This window comes from Pseudonocardia acidicola, from assembly GCF_012911935.1.
Taxonomy (GTDB): domain Bacteria; phylum Actinomycetota; class Actinomycetes; order Mycobacteriales; family Pseudonocardiaceae; genus Pseudonocardia; species Pseudonocardia acidicola.
In genome coordinates, this window is record NZ_JAAXLA010000020.1 from 69295 (window position 1) to 92255 (window position 22961).

A 22961-nucleotide genomic window follows, 5' to 3' on the forward strand; every position below is an offset into this window, starting at 1 on the left:
ACTCGATGGTGATCGCGGGAGGCGCGCCGACACATCCACGCAGGTCAGAAGCCCCACAGACCGCTACTTCTTCAGGTCGAAGTAGCTAGGCCGTGTTTAGGAAGTCGATCACTGCCAGCCGCGGGTGGCGTGTCGGCGAGCGGAGACGAGTGAGGTCTCCGGTAAGTGGATCAACGACCAAGGAGACCATCCATCCGGAGACCTCGTGGGCACCGTACCCGCGGGTGCTCGTCATGACCTCACCGACGCGCAGTGGCAGCTGCTCGAGCCGCTCCTACCTGCAGTGAGTGGGCGTGGGCGGCCCCCGACGTTGACCAGGCGACAGTTGATCGACGGGATCCGGTGGCGGACCCGTGCCGGTACTCCGTAGCGGGACGTACCCGAGCGGTACGGGTCCTGGCAATCGGTCTACGGGCTGTTCCGGCGCTGGCAGCGTGAGGGCACCTGGGCCCGGATCCTGGCGCGGCTGCAGCAGCTCGGCGACGTGACGGGCCTGATCTGCGGAGGCACACGTCACCCCGGTCGCGATCCCGCGCTTCCCACGGCGCGGCGAGTCACCCGCCGGTGGGCGTCGCGCCACGAGGATCAGGGAGATGTCCGACCGCTCGAGCCGAAGCCGGACAGCGCCGCGCGGCCCGGCGCCCGCGTGCGGGACACCGGGCCGCACCGTCGGGCGGTCCGTCAGGCGGCGGCGTGCGTGCGGGGCTCGACCTCCACGGCCTGCGCCTGCGAGCCGGCGGGCGCGTAGTAGGCGTTGAACCGACCGTCACGCGCGGCGAGCTCCATCACGAACCACCAGACGCTCAGCCCGAGGAGGATGGTGATCAGGGCGCCCACCTCGACGGCCCACTGCGGCGCGGCCGAGTGCAGGAGGTTGAAGATCGGGAACCCGATCGCACCCAGCGACGCGGCGTAGCACATGGGCAGCAGCGGGATCACCAGGAGCAGTCGGGCACCGGTGAAGAACGCCCGGAACCGGCACAGGACGGCCGCGGCGATCAGCGGGCCGGTGGCGTTGAGCACCAGCCAGTACAGCGGGAAGCCGTTGACCGAGAACGGCTGGTTGTCCCCGTAGTAGGTGTAGACGCCCGTGGACATCAACGGGACCTCGATGGCCAGGTTGACGGCCCAGCAGACGACCGCGGTCAGCACGAAGGACTTGCGCGTGACCCGCGCGTCGATTGACCGCATCACGACCGTGGTCAGGCCGGCGAAGAACACGATGTAGGCGGGCACCATCCACAGCGGCATCGGCACGAAGGACCGGTACCAGACGTCCTGGTCGATGTCGCTGTACCAGACGAAGCCGAGGTGGTCGGCGATGCCCTCGTCGAGATTGGTGACGACGGCCGCGACCACCAGCACCAGCATGAGCGGCTGGCCGCGGCGGCGCCAGTCACGCACAGCCTCCACGATCAGCCCGAGGGCGAGGACGCCAAAGATGATCATCACGATGTTCGAGGCGCTGGGCGCGGGGGTGAGGCCATACGGGATCGGGGGTTGATACGGAGGCTGCATCGGACTCTCCCTGTCTGCATTGACGAGAACGCCCCCGCGGCTGCCGCGGACGACTGGTGAGGTCCGTCCACAGTGATGATCAGCACGCCGGTTCCGGGAACGGTAGCGCATATGTTTGTTCGCAAACAACACTTTTGCCTGGGAGGATGGGGTCATGGTCGCGAAACGGTCCCGTGGTCGGTCGCAGGCGGAGCGCTCCGCGGAGTCCTCCCGGCGCCTACTCGACGCCGCGGTCGCACTGATCGCCGAGAAGGGATTCGGGCGCACCACGGCGGCGGAGATCGGGGAGCGCGCGGGGTTCAGCCGAGAGATGGTCCGCGCGCGTTACGGCTCCAAGGAGGCCCTGTTGGAGTCGTTGATGCGCGACGAGTTCGAGCCGATGTTCCTCGGCAGTGGAACCGGCTCGTCCGAGACCGCACTGGGGCGGCTGCTGGACCTGTGGGACCACCTCGCCAGGGAGTCGAAGGAGCAGCCCGAGCTTCTCCGGGCACTCTTCGTCGTGTGCTTCGAGACCGTCGGCGCCATCCAGGGACTGAGCGGCTGGGTACGCGAGTGGATCGCCTACCAACGCGGTGCCGTCGCCGAGGCCCTCCGCGCAGGCCAAGCAGACGGCTCGATCCGCCTCGATCTCGACCCCGACCGGGAGGCGGATCGGATCGTCACCTACGGGCTGGGCCTCGGCTTCCGCTGGACCCTGGAGCCGGAGGCGGTCGACTTCTCCGTGGAGCTGCGCAGTTGGGGCGAGCGGCTACGGGAGTCCCTCCGCGCGCACACCGGTCCGGCCGGGTGAGGACGAGAAGGACTGGCCAGCCGCCCGGACCGCCAGCCACCTGGGCCGTGGACGGCTGCCGAGCGAAGTGCCGGCGGTGAGCACCGGCCAGATTCCGGACCAGCGAAACGCCGACAAGGCCAAACCCAAGTGTCGGACAGTCGATGCGCGGACTTTCTCGAGTGATCGACCGGCCGTCATCGACGGTGTACCGACCTCCGCGCAGCCATGCACCTGGCGGCCAAACTCGGTGAGGACTAGGCTAGCTAGACCCGCTCGATGATCGTGGCTGTGCCCATGCCCCCGCCCGTGCACATCGTGACGAGCGCGGTCGCGAGGTCGCGGCGCTCGAGCTCGTCGAGCGCGGTCTGCAGGAGCATCGGCCCGGACGCACCGATCGGATGGCCGAGAGCGATCGCCCCGCCGTTGACATTGACCTTGTCCTCGTCCACCCCGAGGTCCCGGATCACCTTCAGCGGGACGGCCGCGAAGGCCTCGTTGATCTCCCAGAGGTCGATGTCGGCCGCCGTCATCCCAGCCTTGGCCAGCACCGCCTGCGACGCCGGCGTCGGCGCCGTCAGCATGATGACGGGCTCGGCCGCGGCGACGGCGACGTTGCGCACCCGGGCGCGCGCCTTCAGCCCGTGCGCCTTCACATAGTCCGCCGAGGCGAGCAGGAGGGCGCCGGCGCCGTCGACCACGCCCGACGAGTTGCCGGCGTGGTGGACGTGAGCGACCTCGGTGACCTGGGGGTACACCTGCATGCACATCTGGTCGTAGGACAGCCCGGAGGGTTCGCGGACCTTGGCCGCGGCGCGCGCGAACACCGGCTCCAGCGCCGCGAGCGACTCCGCGGTCGTCTGCGGGCGCGGGTGCTCGTCGTGGTCGAGCAGGACCGTGCCGTCCGGGTCGCGCACGGGGACCAGGCTGCCGGCGAACCGGTCCTCGGCGATCGCCTTGGCCGCCCGCTCCTGGCTGCGCAGCGCGAAGGCGTCCACGTCCACGCGGCCGAAGCCCTCGATCGTCGCGATGAGGTCGGCGGAGACACCCTGCGGGACCAGCGGGTACTTCGCGCCGATCGCCGGGTTGCCGCCGTCGAGGACTCCCCCGCCGCGCCGCGGCTGGTAGCGGGACATCGACTCGACCCCACCGGCGACGACGAGGTGCTGGAACCCCGACGCGATGCCCATGGCGGCGAAGTTGACCGCCTGCTGCCCCGAACCGCAGAACCGGTTGAGGCTCACACCCGGAACGGTGACCGGCCAGCCGGCCGCGAGCACGGCCAGCCGGCCGATGTCATCGCCGTGGTCGTCCCGCTGGTCCCCGTTGCCGACCACGACGTCCTCGACGTCCGCCGGCTCGATGCCGGTCCGGTCGGCGAGGGCGCGCAGGATCTGGGCCAGGAGCTCCTGCGGGTGGACCTCGTGCAGGCCGCCCGTCGGCTTGCCCTTGCCGCGCGGGGTCCGCACCCCATCGATGATCAGTGCCTCGGCCACCGGCCGCTCCCTCCGACGTCGTCGACGACAACAGTAGTCTAACTATCGACTATTTGTGGGTCGAGGGCCTCCGCGAGGGGCGGCCGGCCGGGCATCACCGTCCGACGCGGTTCACCCGGCCGCGTTGCCCGTCAGCTCGCCGGACGTCGGGTCCCCGGCGGGCGCGAGCACGCGGACCACGTTCTCGATGCCGTCCACCAGGATGCGGTCGCCGTCGCGCAGCGCGGCGGTCCCGATCTCGGTGCCGATGACGTACGGGATGCCGAGCTCCCGCGCGACGACCGCGCCGTGGCTCGCCGAGCCGCCGATGTCGATGACGAGCGCGTCGGCCAGCGACATCAGGGGCGCCCAGCCCGGGTCCGTGAAACGGCAGACGAGGATGTCGCCGTCCTCGAGCTCGACGTCCGCCGACGCGTCGAGCACGACGCGCGCGCGTCCCTCGACGCGCCCGCCACCGGACGCCGCCCCCGAGAACTCGACGGTCCGGCCGGCCGCGCGGTCGGCCGCGGCCTTCTCCTGGTCGTCCTCGGGCTCGTCGGCGGCGACCTGCTCGGGCATGCCGCGGAACGCGACGGGCAGCTTCATCGCCTTGTAGACCTCGCGGGTGCGGCGACGCTCAGCGACGATCTCGGCCACCCCGGGGAGCTGCCCGGCGTCGAGCTGCACGCACTCCTCGACGGTGAGGAAGAAGGCGTCGTCCCGGTCGGTGAAGTTCCCCTTCGCGATCTGCTCCTCGCCGAACGCCCGCGCCGCGGCACGGGCGCCGTCCAGGGTCATCAGGTAGCCGGCCTTGCCGACCTGCAGGGTCCGCACGATGTTGCGCGACCGGGCGACGAGCCAGCGCATGACCGGCCGCTGGGTGGCGGAGGTGGCCGCGAGCAGCTTCGCCTCGGCGGCCTTGCCCGCCTGCTTCGCGCGCTCCTCGCGGTCGCGCGGACGCTCGCTCTTGCGGCTGGCGTACGAACGCGCGAGAGAGTGCACGCGCGAGGGGTCCTCGCGCCAGACGACCGTGTAGGGGTTGCCCTCGTTCGGGCCGTGGTAGCCCCAGGTCCGCAGGAACTCGTCCTCGCCGAGCTCGCCATGGGCGAGCCGCCACAGGTCGTCGGACATGCGGGTCTCGTTGACGTCGCCGACCCCGGACATCACCTGGGTGGCGAGCGCGGGGTCGCCGGCCTTCGCGGCGGCGTCCGTGATGGCGCTCTGCGCCCCCTGGAAGATGAAGCGCCACACGCAGTGCGTCTTGAACACGTCGGCGAACCGGTCGCGGGCCTCGGTCAGCCGCTCGATCGGGCGGCCCGACGGCGTGCCCTGCCCGCGGGAGGGCCCGTAGACCTCGCGGAGCCACCAGGCGTAGATCTCGTCGTGCTTGCGCCGCAGCTCGCCACCGGTGCTGCGCAGCGCCTTGGGCGCCTTGACCAGGATGACCGGCAGGCGCTTGAGGCTGCCCTTGTACTGCGGGGCGTCCGCGCGGACGCTCCCCATCAGGTCCCGCTCGAAGTCGTCGGGGTTCACCCCCGGCAGGTCGGCCATGATCTTGCGGATCGCGTCGACGTTGAGGGCCTGACGGCCGTAGAAGACGGCGAGGCCGTGGTCGTTGGTGTCCGGCGAGACGACGACCTTGCTCGAGGGCAGCACGCCGAAGGCGTACATGGAGTAGAGCCAGCCCAGCTCGGCCGACTCACCCCAGACGCTCCAGCACATCGGCGTCATGACGTCCGGGACGGCTTCGCCGAGGTTCGTGGTCGTCCAGTACCGACCGGGCTCGCTCGTCCCGCGGATCGGATCGGTGACAAGGGTGGACATCGATGTACTCCCATGCTGGGTCCCGCACCGGGATCACCTGGTAACCGTGAGGAGGGCCACGCCCTCCGGGTGGGCAGCTACTCTAGCGACAAACTAACGAGCACGCACGCATCGGGTACAACTGCCCGCCCTCGCCGGGGATACGGCCGGCCGGCCATTCCCCCAGGGTCCATTCGGACCGGATGACCTGCTCGCCGAGGACGACGGCCTGCGCACCGCGCACGGCCGCCGCCGATACGGCGAGGCCCGGATCGACCACCGGGAGGTCGACCCGGGCCGTCCGGCGCCGCCGACGTCGCCCGCCACCCCACGTGGCGACACGACCGGCGGGCCGGAGACTCAGGCGTTCGCCGACCCGACGGCCGGCGCCTCGCGCTCACCCGGCACGAAGTCCATCGCGAATGGCGGGCGGCCGAGCACGTTGTGCAGGATCAGGCAATAGGCGACCACGCCGAGCGCGATGGTCAGCAGGCCCAGGAGCTGCGTCGGCAGCCACGGCAGGGTGCTGTTGGTCGCGATCCAGGAGGGCAGGGCGATGAACCCGTACACCGCCCCGACCGACATCGGGGTGACAACGATCATCCCGAGCGCCTTCCAGCCGCGCATCTGCTCCCGGTAGCGGTAGGCGATCGACGCGGCCAGGAAGACGCCGACCGAGTTGCACGGGATCCACCACCACGGCAGCTGCGGGGTGATCATCAGCGGCTGGTTGCCGTAGTAGTGGTAGACGCCGGTGGCGAGCAGGATCTCCTCGAAGACGACGTCGCCGGCGGCCGCCCCGCCCCACATCAGCCACAGGACCTTCGTCCTCGGGTTCGAGAGCAGGACCTTGAAGGTGAAGAAGTTGAAGGCGCCGTAGCCGAACCACCCTGCCACGATCCACCAGGGCATCTCCCGCCCGAGGATGGTGTACGCGTGGTTGGTCTCGCTCCACGGGAAGTACACCGCGCCCATGACGTCGAAGAAGACCTCGGGGAGCGCGATGAAGGCACCGCTCACCGCGATCATCAGCGGCAGCCACGACCGCGTCTTCACCCACTCGCGGATGCCCAGCAGCACGCCCGTCAGGCCCACCAGGGTCATCGCCGCCGTGGCGACGATGTTCGCGGTGGACCGGTAGGGGGTGTCGTGCGGCGGGGTCGGGATGCCGAAATCCGGGTCGATGGTGAAGTCCGGACTGCCGAGCACCGGCCCTTGGCGAAGCCCCGTGATCAGCAGGGCCGCCGCCACGAACAGCAGGGCCGCGGCCACGGCCACGAGGGTCGCCCGTCGGGAGAGTCCGCGGCTGCCGGCGTCACCCCCTGTCGCGCGCCCGGCGCCCGGATCCGTCTGCGTCGTCGCCGTAGTCGTCACTGACCCGCAACCTCCTGGCATCCCGCCGGGCGCGCCGCCTTCTCACCGCCGTGGTGAGCGACCAGCCTATGTGGACCGATCCGGCCCGGCGCGTCGACTATGACCGCGACCATAAAAGATGTCAATCACTAGACCATCTATTATTGGAGTACTTTCGTCCCGGCGGTGGTCACAGATCGAGTACCAGGCGGCGGCCGGCGCATCGGCTGACGCAGAGCATCATGGTCTCCCCGCCCTCCCGCTCGTCGTCGCTGAGATAGGTGTCGCGGTGATCGGGGGTGCCCTCGAGGACTGGGGTCTCGCACTCCCCGCAGTATCCCTCCTCGCACGAGTACGGGGTACGCGGCAGCACCTCCCGCACCGCGCTCAGGATGCTCTGCTCGCCCGGCACGGTGAGCGTGTGGCCGGAGCGGGCCAGCACGACCTCGATCTCGTCGCCGGTGACGTCGACCGGCTGGTCCACGCCGAAGCGCTCGACGTGCAGGGCCCGACCGTCCGGGCGCTGCGCGTACGCGAGGGCGACGGCGTCGAGCATCCCGCCCGGGCCGCACGCGTAGACGAGCGTGCTCGGGTCGGTCCGGTCCAGCTCGGCGACCAAGTTCGGCCGGCCGCGCTCGTCCTCCGGCCAGAGATCGACCCGCTCGGTGCCGTACTGCTCCAGCCGGTCGAGGAAGCTCAACCTGCGACTCGTCCTCGCTCCGTAGACCAGCCGCCACGTCGCCCCGGCCCGCTCCGCCGCGGCCACCATGGGCAGGATCGGGGTCACTCCGATACCGCCGGCCACGAACAGGTAGTGCACGGCCGGACGGAGCGGGAAGTTGTTGCGGGGCAGGCCGATCCACAGCTCCGCGCCGGGGCTCGCCACCTCGTGCAGCTCGATCGAGCCACCCCGGCCCTCGGGCTCGCGCAACACGGCGATCTCGTACCGGTCGCGCCGGTCCGGGTCACCGCACAGCGAGTACTGCCGGCGCAGGCCCGAGGGGAGTTCGACCTCGACGTGCGCCCCGGGATCCCAGGGCGGGAGGTCGCCACCGTCGGTACGGCGCAGCTCCACCAGCAGGACGTCCTCGGAGACGGTGCGGGTCGCCTCGACGGTCAGGGTGAGCCGCTCGGTGAGCACGGCCGCGTCCGGGCTCATTCGGGTACCCCGCCGGCCTCCAGCACCGGCCCGAGGCTCGCGAGGATCTTCAGCCAGTCCTCCGGCGCCTCGATCTCGCGACAGAAGTTGGTCTCCACGATCACGCCCTCGAAGTCGGCCGCCGCGCACTCGGACACCCGCTGCGCGACCTCGTCGACGGTCATCCGCTTGCCCGCGGTCGACTCCAGCCCCACCCGGTAGAACACGCCCACCGGATCCCGGCCCGCGGGCCGCTGGGCGTTGATCGAGCCCAGCAGGTCGACGGCCTGGGCGACCGGCATCGAACCCGGGTTCCAGAGGTCGTACTGAGCCGCCGTGCGCGCCAGGCCCTTCGCCGACCACATGCCCGACATCAACCGGGGCGGGGTGACCGGCTTCGGGCGGATGATGCTGCGCGGCACGTCGAAGAACGGGCCATGGTGCTCGACCGGGTCCTCGCCCCAGCAGGCGAGCAGGACCGGCACGAAGTCGTCCATCCGGCGCCCACGGGTGGTCGGGTCGACGCCGACGGCGCGGTGCTCCTCGTGCGACCAGCCGACACCGAGGCCGACGGTCGTCAGCCGGCCGCCACTGAGCTGGTCCACGGTGGACAGCTGCTGGGCCAGCTGCGCCGGCCAGTGGTTGCCGCCCACCAGGATGCTCGTCCCGAGCTCGACCGTGCTCGTCCAGGTCGCCACGGCGGCGAGGACCTCGGTGGGCCCGAACACCGATTGGTAGACCGCGGGCTGGCTGCTCGCGCTGCCCGCGTAGTCGCCCTCCTGTTCCACCGCGTAGAGGAAGTGGTCCTGCACCCACAGGTGCGCGAACCCCATCCGCTCCGCCTCCTGGGCGAAGTCCCGCAGCAACGGTCCGCTCACGACCGGGCCGAGCTGCGGAAGTGCGAGACCGACAGTGGTCATCTGGGTCTCCTCAGGAGGTCGGCGACGGCTGCTTGTCGAGGACGACCCGCTTGAGCCGCGAGAGCCGGGTCCGGGAGATCAGCCACTTCCCGTCCACCTTGCGGTACTCCTCGGTGTAGTGCCCCCATCCGGTGTGCGAGTCGTAGCTGCTCTCCGGCGGGGTCTCGACGAGGTCGAACATCGGCCAGATGCCGCGCGCGTGCTCGGCGTCGATGATCTCGATCTCCGGGACGTGCCCGTGATGCACCGACATGGCGCCGGTGAAGTGCCGCTCGGCGGACGCGACGAACTGGTCCTTCGTCAGCGGCTTGCTCGTCGACTCCTCGAAGTCGATCTTCAGGTCGTCAGTGAAGAGGCCGGCGAACTCGTCCCACTTCTTGGTGTCCACGAACCGGAAGTAGCGGGCCTTGAGCTGCCGGATCTCCTCGATCGCGACCAGCCGCTCGACGGCCGCGCGCAGGTTGTCGTCCACGTCGATGGGTCCTCTCGCCTCAGACGTTGTGCCGGGGGAAGCGTTCCCTGATGGGGGAATCGGCGTTGTAGTCGGCGTAGCGGGCGATCTTGCCGTCGCGGACCTCGAACGTGCCCATGATCGGGATCTCGATGGCGACGGTGCCATCGGCGAGGTGCACGCGGTCGGTGCGCTCGGTCAAGACGATGTTCCCGCGCGAGGCCACGTTGTGGAGCTCCGCCGTGCAGTACTCCATTTCCAGAGTTTCGTGCAGGACACTCAGGAACTCCATGGCCTCGGCCTTGCCCTTGCAGGGCGGCGAACCGGTGTTCTCCCAGGACACATCGTCGGTCATCCAGGTGTCGTAGCACTCGAGCATGTGCGGCCAGGCCCCCGGACCCCAGGCATCGAGGAAGCCGACGACCACGCGTTCGGCTTCGTTCCGGGGTTCGGTGGCGGGACTGAGCTTCACCGGACGTGACCTCCATTGGCACTGATCGGGTGGGTTGCGGGGAGCCCCCGGTGACGTCGTACGATAGTCGCGCGGTAAATGATTGACAACTCGTCCATCGGCGCGTCGCAGCGCCGGCGCCGCTCGGAGGTAAGCCAGCGTGGGCACCAGCCAGACCACTGTCATCGTCGGCGGCAGCATCGCAGGACTGCTCGCCGCAGCAGCCGCGAGTCCCGCGTCGGAGGCCGTCACGATCGTCGAACGGGACGACCTGCCGGCGGGCCCGGAGCACCGACGCGGCGTGCCGCAGGGAACGCAGGTGCACGCGCTGCTCGCCGTGGGCCAGCAGAACATGGAACGGCTGCTTCCCGGGATCGTCGCCGAGCTCCAGGAGGCCGGAGGGACCCTGGTCGACGGGCCGGGCGATCTCGCCGTCTACACCGCCAGTGGCTGGACCGGACGGGCACCCAGCGACGCGAAGGTCGTGTGCGCCCGGCGCCCGCTCATCGAGTGGGTGATCCGCAAGCGAGTCCTCACCCTCCCCAACGTCACGGTACTCAAGGGCAACGTCACCGGGCTGGTCGCGAACGAGGACCGCACCCGCGTCGTCGGCGTCTCGCTCCGAGGGGCGGACGACGTCCCGGCTGACCTCGTGATCGACGCCAGCGGCCGCTCGTCCAAGGCGCCGACGTGGATCAGCGACCTCGGCTACGACGCCCCCGGCGAGCAGGAACTCCGCTCCTACGTGGGGTACACCACCGTGCCGGTGCGGCTACCGGAGGACGCGCTGCCGACCGGTGTCGCCGGCGTGCTGTCGCACCCGCACCCGCGCAACCTCCGCGGCGGTTCGGTGGTGCCCTGCGACAACGGTCTTCACCTGGTGTCGGCGTTGAGCATGATGAACGTCGACCCGCCACGCGACATGCCGTCGCTACTGGAGTTCGTCGACCGGGCCGCGAGCCCCGTCGTCGGGCAGGTCGCCCGGACGGCCGAGCCCGTCGGCGACGTCGTCGCGTACCGCATGCCGGGCAGCCGCCGACGGCTCTGGGAACGGCTCGAGCGCCGCCCGGAGGGTTTCGTCGCGATCGGCGACGCCGTGATGTCGTTCAACCCCCTTTACGGGCAGGGCATGTCGCTGGCCGCCGTGGAGGCGGTCCTGCTCGCGGACACCCTCGCCGACGTGTCGGACCTGCGCGAGCCGGGCCTGGCGGGCCGCATCCAGGGGAACTTCACGGCCACCATCGAGACCGTGTTCGGGATCGTCGTCGGCACGGACTCCGCCTACGAGGGTGCCGAGCTGGACGGGATCGAGCCGCCCTCGGCCGACGCGGCGGCGTTCAAGAAAGCGCTGTCCGAGCTCGCGACCGAGGACGCCGAGGTCAGCCTCGCGGTCAAGTACGTCGGGCACTACTTCAAGCCCGAGCTCCTCACCGCTCCCGCGATCCGCGAGAAGGTCGAGCGCTGGATCACTGAGGGCAGGACCTCCTCGAAGCTCGACCCGACGACGATTCCCGGTCCGGTCGGCTAGCTGCCCGCACCCGGGACACAACTCGTTCGTTGACTCCAGTGGAGACGCAACTGCCCCCCGGGCAGTTTTGGAGCGCGACGAGGCCGCCCCCGCGACCGTGACGTCGCCACGACCGGCGACTCGTCCCGCCCCGCTCCCGGGCGGGGTCTCGTGGGACCGGGTCGCCCCGAGAGGAGCACCCCGTGCCATCGGCAGACGGGACCACGACGACCGACTCCCCACCCGAGGACGCGACGACCGACAACGCAACCGACGAGGCGGCGACCGCAGCGGCGACCGACGCACCCGAGACCTCGCCCGGATCCCCCTCTCCTGCGGGCGAGGCGGGCCCGGAGCCGGCGAACCGCACAGCCGGCTCCGGCCCGTCCTCACGTGGGCGACGCAGCACGGCACTACTGGGCGCCGCGGTGGTCCTCCTGGCCGCGGGCGGTGCCGGGCTCGGTGTCCGCTGGGCGGACCAGAACCATCAGGAGGCGTTGCGGGCCCAGGCCGTCGACGCCGCCACCCGCACCGCCACGGCCCTCACCACGCTGAGCCACGACCGGGCTGACCAGGGCGTCCAGGCCCTGGTCGACAGCAGCACGGGTGACTTCCACGACCAGATGACCCGTGACCAGCAGGCGTTCATCGCCTTCCTGCAGCAGGGTGGCGTCACCAGCAACGGCGAGGTCGTCGCCGTCGCGCCCGATCATGTCGACGACGACGGCGCCCGCGTCCTCGTCGCCGCCAGCGCACACATCACGTCGGCGCAGTCGCCGCAACAACAGTCCCCCGCCGACTACCGAATGGCCATCGAGCTCCAGCATGTCGGCGGTCGCTGGCTCACTTCCGACGTGGAGTTCCTCCCATGAGCACCGACACGACCGACACGACCGACACGACCGACACCGACGAGAACATCGGCACGACCGGTGACACCGGCAAGAGCATCGGCACCGAATCCGGCGATGTCGAAACGCCCGAGCCGGCGCGGTGGCCGGACGACGCAACCACCGACGAGACGCGCCCGACGGGAACGGGCGCGGCCGAGCTACCGGTCGTCGAGCTGCCGCGGAAGCGGCGTCCACGGCTTCCCGGTGGGCGCAGGGTCCGCCTCGGTCTCGCCGGTGTCGCCGTGGCCCTGCTGATCGCGGACGGTGCGGCCCTCTGGATCACCTCGGCCACGGCGTCCCAGGAGAGCGCGACCGCTGCGGCGCTCGACACGGCCAAGAGGGAGGCATCGGAACTCCTGTCCTACGCCCCGGACACCGTCGATCAGCACCTGGCCACGGTCGGGAACGGTCTGACGGGCTCCTTCAAGGACGACTTCACGCGCCTTGCGACAGAGTCGGTCGCACCGATGGTCAAGCAGGACCAGGCGACGATGACAGCCGACGTCGCCGAGGCCGGGATCATCTCCTCGGACTCCGACCACGCGCAGGTGTTGTTGTTCATGAACACCCGGCGCACCACACCGGCGCAACCGAACCCGAGTGCGCAGAGCAGCCGGATGCGCATGGACCTGCAGCACGTCGACGGCCATTGGTTGGTCTCCGACTTCCGTCCGATCTGACGGACCCGGAAAGCCACGAGGGGCCCGGCCGGATCTCCGGCCGGGCCCCTTCGTCATATCTCGTGGTGCTATCGCGGCGGCCCACTCATCGGCCCGCGCCATCCTCCGTTCGGCGGTCGCGGAGGCATCGGCGGCGCCGGCGGACGCAACAGGTGCCGCCCACTGCTCGGAGCGGCAGGCCCTCCCGATGCCGGCGCACCGGCGCCGACCAGGCCGTAGCGCTGCCGGTCGGCATCGGCCAGGCTGTCGACGATCGCCTGCTGGGCGCGCGGCGGGAGCTCGTGGAGCATGCCCATCACCCTCTCCAGCCGGCGGTCTTCGGCCGCCCGCCTGCGGCGGTTCGACGGCATCAGCTGCGGCTTCATCGGGGGCACCGTGATCCGGATTCCCTGCTCCGCCGCCTTCTCGCTCGCGTCCTTCTCCTCCGACATCCCGATCGGCCCCTCGCGACGGCCGTTGAGGAACTGCGCCACCACCGGGTCCTCACTGGTCAGCAGGAGCTCTCGCGGACCGAACATCGCCAGGTGCTTGTGGTACATGATGCCGATGTTGTCCGGCAGCGTCTGAGCCGTGTTGATGTCGTGCGTGACGATGAGGAACGTCGCGTCCGTGGCCTCGTTGAGGTCGACGATCAGCTGGTTGAGGTACGCCGTGCGCACCGGGTCCAGCCCGGAGTCCGGCTCGTCGAAGAGCACGATCTCCGGGTCGAGCACCAACGCCCGGGCCAGGCCCGCGCGCTTGCGCATGCCGCCGGAGATCTCCCCGGGCAGCTTCATCTCGTCCCCGGCGAGCCCCACCATCTCCATTTTCTCGGCGACGATCCGACGGATCTCCGGCTCGGACTTCTTCGTGTGCTCACGCAGCGGGAAGGCGATGTTGTCGTACAGATTCATCGACCCGAACAGCGCGCCGTCCTGGAACAGGACGCCGAAGAGCTTGCGGATCTCGTACATCTTCTCGGCGCTGGTGCGCACCAGGTCGATGTCGTGGATGAAGATGGACCCGGCTTCGGGCTTGAGCAGCCCGATCAGGCACTTGAGGAACACCGACTTGCCCGTGCCGGACGGGCCGAGCAGAACGTTGATCTCGCCCTTCGGCATCGTGAAACTGACGTCCGACCAGATGTTCGCCATGCCGAAGGACTTGGTCAGCCCCTCGACGCGGACCTCGACTCCCCCGCTCATACCGGCGTCAACTCCGAGATCAGCCAGCTGCCGTCGACGTGGTCCATCGTGACCCGCAGCCGGCTTCCGGTCAGCACCGGGTTCGCCTTGGCGCCGGAGTCGGCCTGCTGGTTCACGAACATCAGGAGCACAACCTGGTCGGGCGAGCTCGAGACCACGGAGTCCTGCACCACGGCCGTGTGGATCGCCACCTGCTGGTCCTTGGCCGGCTGGGTGACGACGTCCCGCACCAGCGAGGCGTAGTCGTCCTTGAACTTCCCGGTCAGCAGCGGCGCGGTGTCGGAGACCTGCTGGTCGATGGTGCGGAAGTTGTACGACAGCACCTTCACCACCGCGTCCTCGGCCTTCGCCGACGCTTCGTCCCGGGCCTGGGCGGTCGCCGAGTACTGGTGGGCCTCGTAGCCGAGCACGCCGACCGCGACGGCGACCACGGCCACGACGATTCCCAGGAACCGCACGGTGCGGACCGGGTGTCGCCGGATGGCCGCGACGATGCGTCGCACCAGGGCCGTCGCCCGCCGCGGCAGCCCCGTGACCGCGCAGGTCGCTCTGCGGGCGATTCCGGCCCCGTCCTCGCGGCTACTGCGCCGCCGGGTGCGGCGCTCCTTCGTGGTGGTTCCCTCGTCCGCCGCCTCGGGGCCGTCGGACTCGTGGTCGCGCGCTGGTGCGCGCACGTCGATGTCCTCGCCGACACTCATGCGATGAACTCCGCTCCGTTCGCCAGCCAACGGCCGTCCTGGTGCACCAGGCTGATGCTCATCCGGTAGTCCCGCGGGTCGGGCTGCGGGTTCTGCGCCGTCGAGACCTGCGCCTTCACCGCCACGATCGCAGTGGCCTTGTCCCCGTCCAACGTGAGCAGGCCCGCCTCGGCACCCTGCCCCGTCATCTTCACCTTTCCGTCCTTGATCACCTTCACGAAGGCGTCGGCGTCCTGGGCGAACCCGTTCTCGAAGTCCGGCGTCGTCGAGTCCTGGAGACGCTTGACGTCCGCCTCGGCGGTGTCGGCGTCGAAGGTCGTCAGGTTCACGGCGACCTGCTTGGCCGCGGCCACCACGTCCGACCGGGTGCTCTCCAGGCGCCAGCCGCGGACGGTCTGGGCCCCGAAGATCGTGCCGAACGTCAGCAGGGCCACCAGAGCGACCGACAGGGCGATGCCGGTGGGGAGCACCCAGCGCAGGCGCCCCGGCGTCGACTCGTCGGCCGACACCTCCTTCGCGACCGTCCCCTCTCCGTCGGCGACGGGGAGCACCTCGGTCGGATGCCCGTCCGAGGGCGCGTCCACCGTGGGGGCGATCTCCGTCGGTACGTCGTCGTGCGGGGCTGTCATCGACCGACGGGCGCGGTCAGCAGCGACTGCCATGTCTGGTCCCTTCCATCGTCGTGCGAACCCCGGACCCCGAAGATCGACAGCGGCTCGTCGCGCCGGGTGCCGGCCAGGGGGTTGGGCTCCTGTGTGTCGGGCGGGGTGAGCGGGCCGCGCTGCGGCAGGTCGATCGAGCCGAGCGGGTTGCCCGGCGCGATGACGCTGCCCGCGCTGCCCGGCACCGGCTCGTCCGACGCCTCGCCGAGGCACTGCTGGACGAACGCCGCGCGCTTGCGGGTGTCGCCCTCGAGGCACGGGATGTTGCGCGCGCCCCGGACGACGCGGGGGTCGTCGTGCGGGACATTGCAATAGGTCCCGGGCACGGCCTCCGCGTCGCTGACGTCCTGCGGGTTGCGGGCCATCTGCGGCTGGTAGCCGGTGGAGCAGTTCTGGTGCACCTCCAGCTCGGCCGCCACGTGGAACCCGTAGTTCGGGGTGTCCGCGGCGAAGAGCTGCTCCCAGCCGATGACCACCGGGTAGGTCACGAGGACCTGCTCGATGCCCGGCCGGTACACCCCGAGCACCTGACCCAGCGTCGTGGTCGACGACGCCAGGATCGGCACGCCGTTCTCATTCTCCCGCAGGAAGTCCGCAGCGCTGTTCGCGGCATGGCCGACGGCGGGGAAACCGGAGCGGATGTACTGGTCGCCGTCGCGGAGCACGCCCGTGAAGTGGGCGAGGTTCGCGAAGTACCCGCGCACCTGGTCCGCGGCCTGGTTCTGGGTGTCGAGCAGCGGCCCGATGTCGCGGATCAGCTGCGACGTCTGGGTGTAGTTCGCGTCCGCGGTGTCCAGCAACTGCTGGGCACTGTCCGAGAGGGTGCGCAAGTCCGGCCCCAGGTTGTGGAAGGCCTTGGCCCCCTCGTCGAGGAAGGTCTCCAGGCCCTGGTCCGGGATGGACGCCAGCAGGTTCTGGGCCTTGTCCAGGACGGGCGCGATCTGCACCGGCACCTGGGTCCGGTTCATGGGGATGACCGCACCGTCGGTCAGATAGGGCCCGTCCGGCTTGTCGGAAACGAGGTCGACGTACTGCTCGCCGACCGCGGACACGCTGTGGATCTCGGCGCGTGCGTCGGCCTCGACCTTCACGTCCGAGTCCAGGCGCATCGTCACCGCGACGCCGTCCGGCGTGAGTCGGATGTCGGTGATCTTGCCGATGCCGACGCCCTGGGAGGTCACGTTGGCGTTGCGGTAGATGCCCGCCCCGTCCGGGAAGATCGCGGTGACGTTCATCTGCTTGTACCCGAGCAGGGTCGGCACCTGCGCGTAGACGAAGACGATCACGAGCACCGCGGCCAGGGTGAGCGCGCCGAACGCGATCAGCTGCCGGCGCACGTAGGGAGTGATCACCGGTCAGCCCCGATCCCGCCGAGGAGGCCACCCTGCTCGCCGCCGCCCTGGTCGCCGGTCGGCGGCGTGCCGCTGGACTGGGCGGGCGCCGGGGCCGGGCCGACGGGAGCCGGGGCGGCCGGGGCCGGAGCGGCGGGGGCGCCCAGCGCCTGCGGGAGCAGCGGGTTGTTCGCCTGCATCGCCGGGTTCTGCCGCAGGTCCGTGTTTGCGACGGCCTTGGTCACCCCGGCCAGCGCGCCGGCCGCGGGGGTACCCGCGAGCAGCATCTTGTCCAGCTGCTCGGTCGTCAGGTCCAGGGTCAGAAGGATGTTCACGTAGTCACCTCGGAAGGCGTACGGGATCTCGTCGAGCGGGAACACGACGAAGGGCAGCAGCTTCAGCGCCGTGATGACGTCGCCCTGCGCGTCGGCCGTGCCCTTGAGGACCGGGCGGAGCTCGTTGAGAACACCGCGCAGCTGCTCGGACCCGTCCTTGGCGAACGGGGCGATCGAGTCGGAGGCCCGACCGAGCGCGTCGAGCGCCTTGACCAGGTCCGGCTCCTCCTCGTTCAGGGTCTGCAGACCCTGTGGGAGCACCTGCAGGGCGTGGTCGACCTGGTCCATCTGGGGCCCGAGGGTGCCGCCGAGGCGGTCGAGGCCCTGGATGGCCGCGATGATGCCGCTCTTCTGCTTGTCCAGCCCGCCGGTGAAGGTGTCGAGCTGGCCGAGCAGGTTGCGCACGTCCTGCTCGCGTCCGCCCAACGCGCGGTTGAGCTCGGTCGTGATGGTCTGCACGTGCTGCAGGCCGCCGCCGTTGAGTAGAAGCGCGACGGCCGCGAGGACCTCCTCGGTCTGCGGGTAGCGCGAGGACCGGTCCTCCTCGATCTGGCCGCCGGGGGGCAGGTTCCCCTCCGGCGCGACGTCCGTCGGCGGCCCGATGTCGATGTGCTGGCTGCCCAGAAGGCTCGTCTGGCCCAGCTTCGCCACCGCGTTGGCGGGCAGCTTCACGTCGTTCTTCAGGCTGAGGGTCACGACTGGCGTCCAGCCGTCGAGCGACACGTCGGTGACGGTGCCGACGTTGACGTCGTTCAGCATCACCGGCGAGTTCGGCACCAGGTTCGCCGCGTTGTCCAGCTTCATCGTGACCTGGTAGGAGTCCTTGCCCGTCCCCACGGTGCCCGGCAGGCTCACCGAGTTGATGCCCTTGTAGGACGAGCACCCGCTCATCACCAGGGTCGTCGCGACCGCCGTGGCGGCCAGCAGCACCCGCCGGGGCCGCCGTGGTGTCTGCCGCACGCTCATCGCCCCCCTCCGAGGATCCCGAGCAGGCCGCCCGAGTAGGTCCGGTCGTTGCCGTTGGCGGTCGACGAGCGCGGCAGGTCGGAGTTTGTCCCGTTCGGGGACTGGTTCGTGTCCGCCGTGCCGTTCGCGACGTCGCCGTAGGTCGGGCTGGTCCCGCCCGTGACCTCGACCGGGTCGTTGACGTTGACCGGCGGCGAGTTGACCGCGAGGTACTTGAAGACCGGGCCCAGGTATTGCACACACATCTCCTGGCCCTTCTTCATGTCCGCCGCAGCGGCCTGGGTCATGATCGCGCAGAGCTGGTCGCCCTGGCCGCCGAGACCGGAGAAGTTGTTCACCGCCAGGCTGCCGACGACGGCCTGCTGCCGCCGGTCCCAGATGTTGTTGAAGTTGGTGAGCGCGTTGGGGCCGATGTGCAGGACGTTGGCGATGTTGTCGCGCTCGTCCGCCAGCGTCCGGGTGATTGACCCGGCCTTGTTCACCGTGTCGGTGAGCTGGCCGCCGTGCTGGGCAAGGAAGTCGTCCACCTTGTGGCCGGCGTCGTCGAGCTTCGGCAGCAGGTCACGGAGCGCGTCGCTGTTGCGGTCGAGGATCCCGGACACGTCGTCGAGCCGGTTGTCGAACTCCACGATCTGCGAGTCGTACTGTCGGAGCACACCCGAGAAGGCCGCCAGGTTGCGGACCGTCCCGAACAGGTCATCCCGCCCGTCCGCGACGGTCTTGGCCGCCTTCGAGAGGGACTCGATCATGTCGTGGAAGTTCTGGCCCTGGCCCCGACCGTTTGCGTCGATCGTGTCGAGCGCTCGGTTCAGTGCGCCGTCCTTGTTCACCCCGTTCGGGCCGAGGGCGTCCGACAGGTCCCCGAGCTGCTTCTTGAGGTCGTCGAACTCCAGGGGCGACGCCGTGCGCTCGATGGGGATGACGCCACCGTCCTCGAACTCCGGCCCGCCGGTGTAGGCCGGCGCGAGCTGGATGTAGCGGGTGGCGACCAGCGTGGGCGACACGACGGCCGCCTTCACGTCCGCGGGCAGCGTGTACTTGCTGTCGTAGTGGAAGTCGACCCGCACCTGGTTCGTCTCCGGGGTGACGGCGTCGATCTTGCCGACCTGCATGCCGAGGATGCGGATGAAGTCGCCGGGGTAGACGTTCTTCACCTGCGTGAAGTAGGCCGTGCCCGTCTTCGTCCCGCCGCCGAGCAGGATGTACGCCGCGGCACCCGCGACCAGCAGCACCACGACCACGGCGAGCACGCCCACCAGCCGCGGCACCTTCTTCAGGGCCGCCGTCGTCGAGCCGGCCATCAGTTGCCTCCCAACGGGATCAGCGGGGTCTGGGTCGGGGGCTGCGGGTTCGGCTGGTTCGCACCCGCGCCGCTCGGCGGGGCGTCGAGGGGGTTCGGGAGCGGGCCGAGCCCGGGCAGGCCCGGAGTTCCCGGCAGGCGCGGGGCCTGCGGGTTCTCGACCTGACGGAGCAGGTCGGTGTAGTTGAAGACCTGGGTGCCCAGGTAGACCTCGGCGTTGAACCGGGGCCCGGTCGCGATGCCCTCGCCCAGGCCGCCGACGAAGCTGCCCAGCCGCTCGAGGGCCAGCGAGATGTTCTGGTCGTTGTCCTGGATCGTGCCCAGCATGCCGTTCAGCTCGTCGAGCACCGGGCCGAGCTGCTGGTTGTTCTCGTTGACGAACTGGCGAGCCTGTTCGGCCACATAGTTGATCTTGTCGAACATCTCGTCCAGCACCTGCTGGCGCTCCTGGAGCTCCGCGAGCAGGGAGTTGCCGTCCACGATCAGCGACTGGAACTGCGCCGTGCGGTCGTTGAGTACTCCGGACACGGCGTTGGCGTGGGCCAGGAGCTCGCGAAGGGCCGCGTCCCGGGAGCTGATGGTGTCCGACAGCGCCCTGACGTTCTGCATCGTCGCGGCGAAGTTCACCGGCGTGTCCTTGAACGCGTCGGAGAACGCGTTCAGGGCCTCCTCGATCTTCGGCTTGTCGAAGTCCTTCACCTGTTGGGTGAAGGTGTTCAGGGTGTCCGAGATGTTGTACGGCGAGGTGGTGCGGGACAGCGGGATGGTGCCGTCCAGCTTTCCCGGCCCGGCCGGGGTGAGGCCGAGGAAGCGCTTGCCGAGCAGCGTCGCGGTCTTGATCTGCGCGGACGTCTGGTCACCCAGGTTGACGCCCTTGGCCGTGAAGCTGACGTGGACCTTGTCCCCGTCGAGCTCCATGTCGGTGACCTCGCCGACCTTGGTGCCGGCCACCATCACGTAGTCGCCGACCTGCATGCCGCCCGCCTCGCTGAAGTCCGCCTCGTACGTCGGGCCGGCGACGATGGGCAACGAGGGGATCGCGAACGCGCCCGCGATCAGCACGGCCATGGCGCTGACCCCGACGATGGCGGTGCGGAGCGGGTTGATCTCGCGGAATCGGGGGATCTTCATCTCTCAGCCTCCGTTCCCGGGTCGAGCGACGGCCTGGCCGTCCCAGGGGTTCGGCGGGCCGCCGTACTGGGTCGGCGTGCCGTCGGACCCCTCGAGCGGTGCGACGTCGTCACGGCTGCACCGCAGGCTGTTGTCGCTCGGACCGATCTGCGGGGTGAAGTAGGGCTTGCCGTCCGGACCGGTGAGCCGAAGCGTGACCGCGCAGACGTTGAGGTTGTAGGCCGCGCCACCGACGCTGGCCCGGCCCATGCGCAGGTAGGCGCCGGGCAGGAGCCGCAGGATGCGGTCGAACTCGGGGGTCTGGTCGGTGAAGACCTTCGCCGCGCGACCGAGCTCGGTGTAGGTGTCATGTCCGCTGCGCAGCGCGTTGGCGATGTCGCCGATGCCCTGGGCGAGGTCCGAGGTCTTCTGCAGCCCCGTCACGAGCTGCTGGCGGTCCGTCGACAGCTGGCTGACCAGGGTCTGCGCCTTCTCCACCGTGGCCGACAGGTCCGCCTGGTGCTTGTCGAGCGAGCCCAGGACGGTGTTCAGGTTGGTGATCACACTGCCGATCACCTGGTCCTGCTGGGCCAGCGAGCCCGTGAACGAGGCGGCGTGCTCAAAGACGGAGTTGATCGTGCCGCCCTCGCCCTGCAGAACGTTCACCAGCTCGTTGGACAGCTGGTTGATCTGGTCCGGCTGCAGACCCTGGAAGAGCGGGTTGAAGCCGCCGAGCAGCACGTCCAGGTCCAGCGCCGGCTTGGTTCGGGAATCCGGGATCGTCGCGCCGTCGGCGAGGGGCGTCGTCGAGCCCGCACCGGGGGTGAGGTCCAGGTACTGGTCACCAGTCAGGTTCTTGTACTTGATCGTGGCCTCGGTGCCGTCCGTCAGCCCGACGGAGGCGTCGATCGTGAAGGTGACCTTGGCCTTGTCGTTGTCGACGATCTCGACGTCGTCGACGCGCCCCACGTTGACCCCCGCCGCCGTGACCGCCGAGGCCGGCAGGATCTGCGAGGCACTGGTGAAGATCGCCGAGTACGTCTTCTGGCTGTTGAACCGGATCTGGCCGAACTGGATCCACAGCACGGCGAGGATCAGGAAGCCGATGATCGCGAAGATGATGCTCTTCGTCAGCGGTCCGGCGACCGCGAGAGCGTTATCCCTGCGTGCCATGTCTCAGCGCCCCCCTGTCTGGCCGGGGGTCTGCTTGCCCTGGTTCCCGGTGGCGCCGGGCAGCAGCGCGTCGGGGCCGAACATCTGCACGAGCACCGGCGGGTCCGACGGCTGCGGCGTGTTGGTCGGCGAGAAGTGGTTGGGCGGGTCCGGAGTCTCGTCGAGCTTGGTGAGATCCTGCTGACCGACGTTCGGCAGCCCGTGGCAGTCCGGCCCCTTCATCGCACCCGGCCCGACCCGCGGCAGGTCGCGCGGGTACTGGTAGGTGTTCGCCCCCAGCGCCAGGGTGGCGGTGAACATCGCGCCGGTCTCGTTGAAGCCGACCCGGGAGACCTTGTCCCAGGACACGGCCGCGCCCTGCAGGAAGCAGGTCAGCGCCGGCGAGTACTCCTTCAACAGGCTCGTGGTCGGCCGCAGCGACGCCAGCATGGTCGTCAGCGGTTCGGCGTTCTCCCCGAAGAACACGTCGCCCTCGTTGCCGATGTTCTGTAGGCCGTGCAGCAGGCCGGGGACGTCGGTCGTCCGGTCGGCGAGCGTCTGGGAGGTGACGCCCAGGTTGCTGAGGAAGGCCACGATGTCGGGGGCAGCGTCTGCGTAGACGTTGGCGAAGCCGGCCGTGGCCTGCCAGTCGCGCTGAAGCTGCGGGAGATCGCCGTTGATCTTGCCCAGGTAGTCGTTGGCCTTGCTCAGGCTCGCCCCGAGCCGGTCACCATTCCCGTCCAGCGTCTCGGCGAAGGCGCCCAGCACCGTGTTCAGCTTCGCCGGCTGCGCCACGTTCAGCACATGGGTCAGCTTGTCGAAGAGATCGTTGACCTCGGTTGTCACATGGTTTGCGGTAATGACCGAACCCGCTTTGAGAGTTTCGGACGAGGGGTTCGGCGGGTAGGAGAGCTGCACGGCCTTGTTCCCGAAGGCCGTCAGCTGCTCGAGGCTCGCGACGGCGTTCACCGGCACGACCTTGGCCAGCTCCGGGTCCAGATCCATGACGATCGAGACGCCGCTGCCGTCGGGGTCGGGGACGACCTTCTCGACCCGGCCGAGGTCGACTCCCCGGATCTTGACGATGTTGCCCGGGCGCATTTGCAGGCCCGCCCGGTCCGCCTGCAGCGTGACCGGGATAGACCTGGTGAAGCCCTTGTTGTAGGCGACGACCGACACGGCGGCCAGGCCGACGAACGCGGCGATCAGCACCAGCGCGTAGATCTTGTACTTGGTACGGCCCCACAGGCCGGAGGAGTTCACGG

Annotated in this window: 21 protein-coding genes and 1 pseudogene; 5 read left to right on the forward strand and 17 right to left on the reverse strand. The window is 69.9% G+C overall.

The window, feature by feature from the left end; genetic code table 11:
• Positions 1-205 precede the first annotated feature (205 nt).
• Positions 206-748 (forward strand): annotated as a pseudogene (locus HF526_RS37405) (transposase).
• Here the strand turns inward: HF526_RS37405 and HF526_RS13185 are convergent.
• Positions 682-1518, reverse strand: coding sequence for a hypothetical protein (locus HF526_RS13185; RefSeq protein ID WP_169381695.1), 837 nt, complete (start codon positions 1516-1518; stop codon positions 682-684). The pseudogene HF526_RS37405 and the gene HF526_RS13185 sit on opposite strands and share 67 nt — an antisense overlap.
• Before the next feature lie 154 nt (positions 1519-1672).
• On the opposite strand from HF526_RS13185, the gene HF526_RS13190 reads away from it, so the two are divergent.
• Positions 1673-2308 carry a TetR/AcrR family transcriptional regulator gene (locus tag HF526_RS13190; RefSeq protein WP_169381696.1) on the forward strand — a complete coding sequence of 212 codons (636 nt, stop codon included), beginning with the start codon at positions 1673-1675 and terminating at the stop codon, positions 2306-2308.
• Between the two features lie 245 nt (positions 2309-2553).
• Here the strand turns inward: HF526_RS13190 and HF526_RS13195 are convergent, their stop codons facing one another.
• The 7 genes from HF526_RS13195 to HF526_RS36340 all read right to left on the reverse strand — a co-directional run bounded on the left by HF526_RS13195 (position 2554) and on the right by HF526_RS36340 (position 9899).
• Positions 2554-3783: an acetyl-CoA C-acetyltransferase gene (locus tag HF526_RS13195; RefSeq protein ID WP_169381697.1), complete on the reverse strand. Its 1230-nt coding sequence runs from the start codon at positions 3781-3783 to the stop codon at positions 2554-2556.
• A gap of 111 nt (positions 3784-3894) precedes the next feature.
• Entirely contained in the window at positions 3895-5586 is a 1692-nt protein-coding gene (locus HF526_RS13200; RefSeq protein WP_169381698.1) for a PEP-utilizing enzyme, read from the reverse strand.
• A gap of 339 nt (positions 5587-5925) precedes the next feature.
• Positions 5926-6837 (reverse strand): hypothetical protein, encoded by a 912-nt coding sequence (locus tag HF526_RS13205; protein WP_211177145.1) that lies wholly within the window; start codon positions 6835-6837, stop codon positions 5926-5928.
• A 271-nt stretch (positions 6838-7108) separates the two neighbouring features.
• Positions 7109-8077, reverse strand: coding sequence for a PDR/VanB family oxidoreductase (locus HF526_RS13210; RefSeq protein WP_169381700.1), 969 nt, complete (start codon positions 8075-8077; stop codon positions 7109-7111).
• Positions 8074-8976, reverse strand: coding sequence for a TIGR03619 family F420-dependent LLM class oxidoreductase (locus HF526_RS13215; RefSeq protein ID WP_169381701.1), 903 nt, complete (start codon positions 8974-8976; stop codon positions 8074-8076). The genes HF526_RS13210 and HF526_RS13215 overlap by 4 nt, the downstream gene beginning before the upstream one ends.
• Before the next feature lie 10 nt (positions 8977-8986).
• Positions 8987-9448, reverse strand: coding sequence for a nuclear transport factor 2 family protein (locus HF526_RS13220; RefSeq protein ID WP_211177146.1), 462 nt, complete (start codon positions 9446-9448; stop codon positions 8987-8989).
• Between the two features lie 19 nt (positions 9449-9467).
• Positions 9468-9899 carry a limonene-1,2-epoxide hydrolase family protein gene (locus HF526_RS36340; protein ID WP_169381702.1) on the reverse strand — a complete coding sequence of 144 codons (432 nt, stop codon included), beginning with the start codon at positions 9897-9899 and terminating at the stop codon, positions 9468-9470.
• 139 nt (positions 9900-10038) lie between these two features.
• On the opposite strand from HF526_RS36340, the gene HF526_RS13230 reads away from it, so the two are divergent.
• From HF526_RS13230 to HF526_RS13240, 3 genes are all read left to right on the forward strand, one after another.
• Positions 10039-11406, forward strand: coding sequence for an FAD-dependent oxidoreductase (locus HF526_RS13230; protein ID WP_169381703.1), 1368 nt, complete (start codon positions 10039-10041; stop codon positions 11404-11406).
• A 182-nt stretch (positions 11407-11588) separates the two neighbouring features.
• Positions 11589-12257, forward strand: coding sequence for a hypothetical protein (locus HF526_RS13235; protein ID WP_169381704.1), 669 nt, complete (start codon positions 11589-11591; stop codon positions 12255-12257).
• Positions 12254-12958 carry a hypothetical protein gene (locus HF526_RS13240; protein WP_169381705.1) on the forward strand — a complete coding sequence of 235 codons (705 nt, stop codon included), beginning with the start codon at positions 12254-12256 and terminating at the stop codon, positions 12956-12958. Before HF526_RS13235 ends, HF526_RS13240 begins: the two co-directional genes overlap by 4 nt.
• Positions 12959-13026: 68 nt before the next feature.
• Here HF526_RS13240 and HF526_RS13245 read toward each other — a convergent pair whose 3' ends face one another.
• Genes HF526_RS13245 through HF526_RS13285 form a run of 9 tightly spaced genes read right to left on the reverse strand, consistent with a single transcriptional unit; the run spans position 13027 to position 22959 of the window.
• Complete coding sequence (locus HF526_RS13245; protein ID WP_169381706.1) at positions 13027-14142, reverse strand: ABC transporter ATP-binding protein; 1116 nt, start codon at positions 14140-14142, stop codon at positions 13027-13029.
• Positions 14139-14840 carry a hypothetical protein gene (locus HF526_RS13250; RefSeq protein WP_169381707.1) on the reverse strand — a complete coding sequence of 234 codons (702 nt, stop codon included), beginning with the start codon at positions 14838-14840 and terminating at the stop codon, positions 14139-14141. The genes HF526_RS13245 and HF526_RS13250 overlap by 4 nt, the downstream gene beginning before the upstream one ends.
• Entirely contained in the window at positions 14837-15469 is a 633-nt protein-coding gene (locus HF526_RS13255) for a hypothetical protein (protein WP_169381708.1), read from the reverse strand. The genes HF526_RS13250 and HF526_RS13255 overlap by 4 nt, the downstream gene beginning before the upstream one ends.
• Positions 15466-16854, reverse strand: coding sequence for an MCE family protein (locus HF526_RS13260; protein WP_169381709.1), 1389 nt, complete (start codon positions 16852-16854; stop codon positions 15466-15468). The genes HF526_RS13255 and HF526_RS13260 overlap by 4 nt, the downstream gene beginning before the upstream one ends.
• Positions 16851-18134, reverse strand: coding sequence for an MCE family protein (locus HF526_RS13265; RefSeq protein ID WP_169381710.1), 1284 nt, complete (start codon positions 18132-18134; stop codon positions 16851-16853). The genes HF526_RS13260 and HF526_RS13265 overlap by 4 nt, the downstream gene beginning before the upstream one ends.
• Positions 18131-19435 carry an MCE family protein gene (locus tag HF526_RS13270; RefSeq protein ID WP_169381711.1) on the reverse strand — a complete coding sequence of 435 codons (1305 nt, stop codon included), beginning with the start codon at positions 19433-19435 and terminating at the stop codon, positions 18131-18133. The genes HF526_RS13265 and HF526_RS13270 overlap by 4 nt, the downstream gene beginning before the upstream one ends.
• Positions 19435-20565: an MCE family protein gene (locus HF526_RS13275; protein WP_169381712.1), complete on the reverse strand. Its 1131-nt coding sequence runs from the start codon at positions 20563-20565 to the stop codon at positions 19435-19437. Before HF526_RS13275 ends, HF526_RS13270 begins: the two co-directional genes overlap by 1 nt.
• A 3-nt stretch (positions 20566-20568) precedes the next feature.
• On the reverse strand, positions 20569-21717 hold the full coding sequence (locus tag HF526_RS13280; protein WP_169381713.1) for an MCE family protein: 1149 nt from the start codon (positions 21715-21717) through the stop codon (positions 20569-20571).
• Between the two features lie 3 nt (positions 21718-21720).
• Positions 21721-22959, reverse strand: coding sequence for an MCE family protein (locus tag HF526_RS13285; protein ID WP_169381714.1), 1239 nt, complete (start codon positions 22957-22959; stop codon positions 21721-21723).
• Positions 22960-22961: the final 2 nt, after the last annotated feature.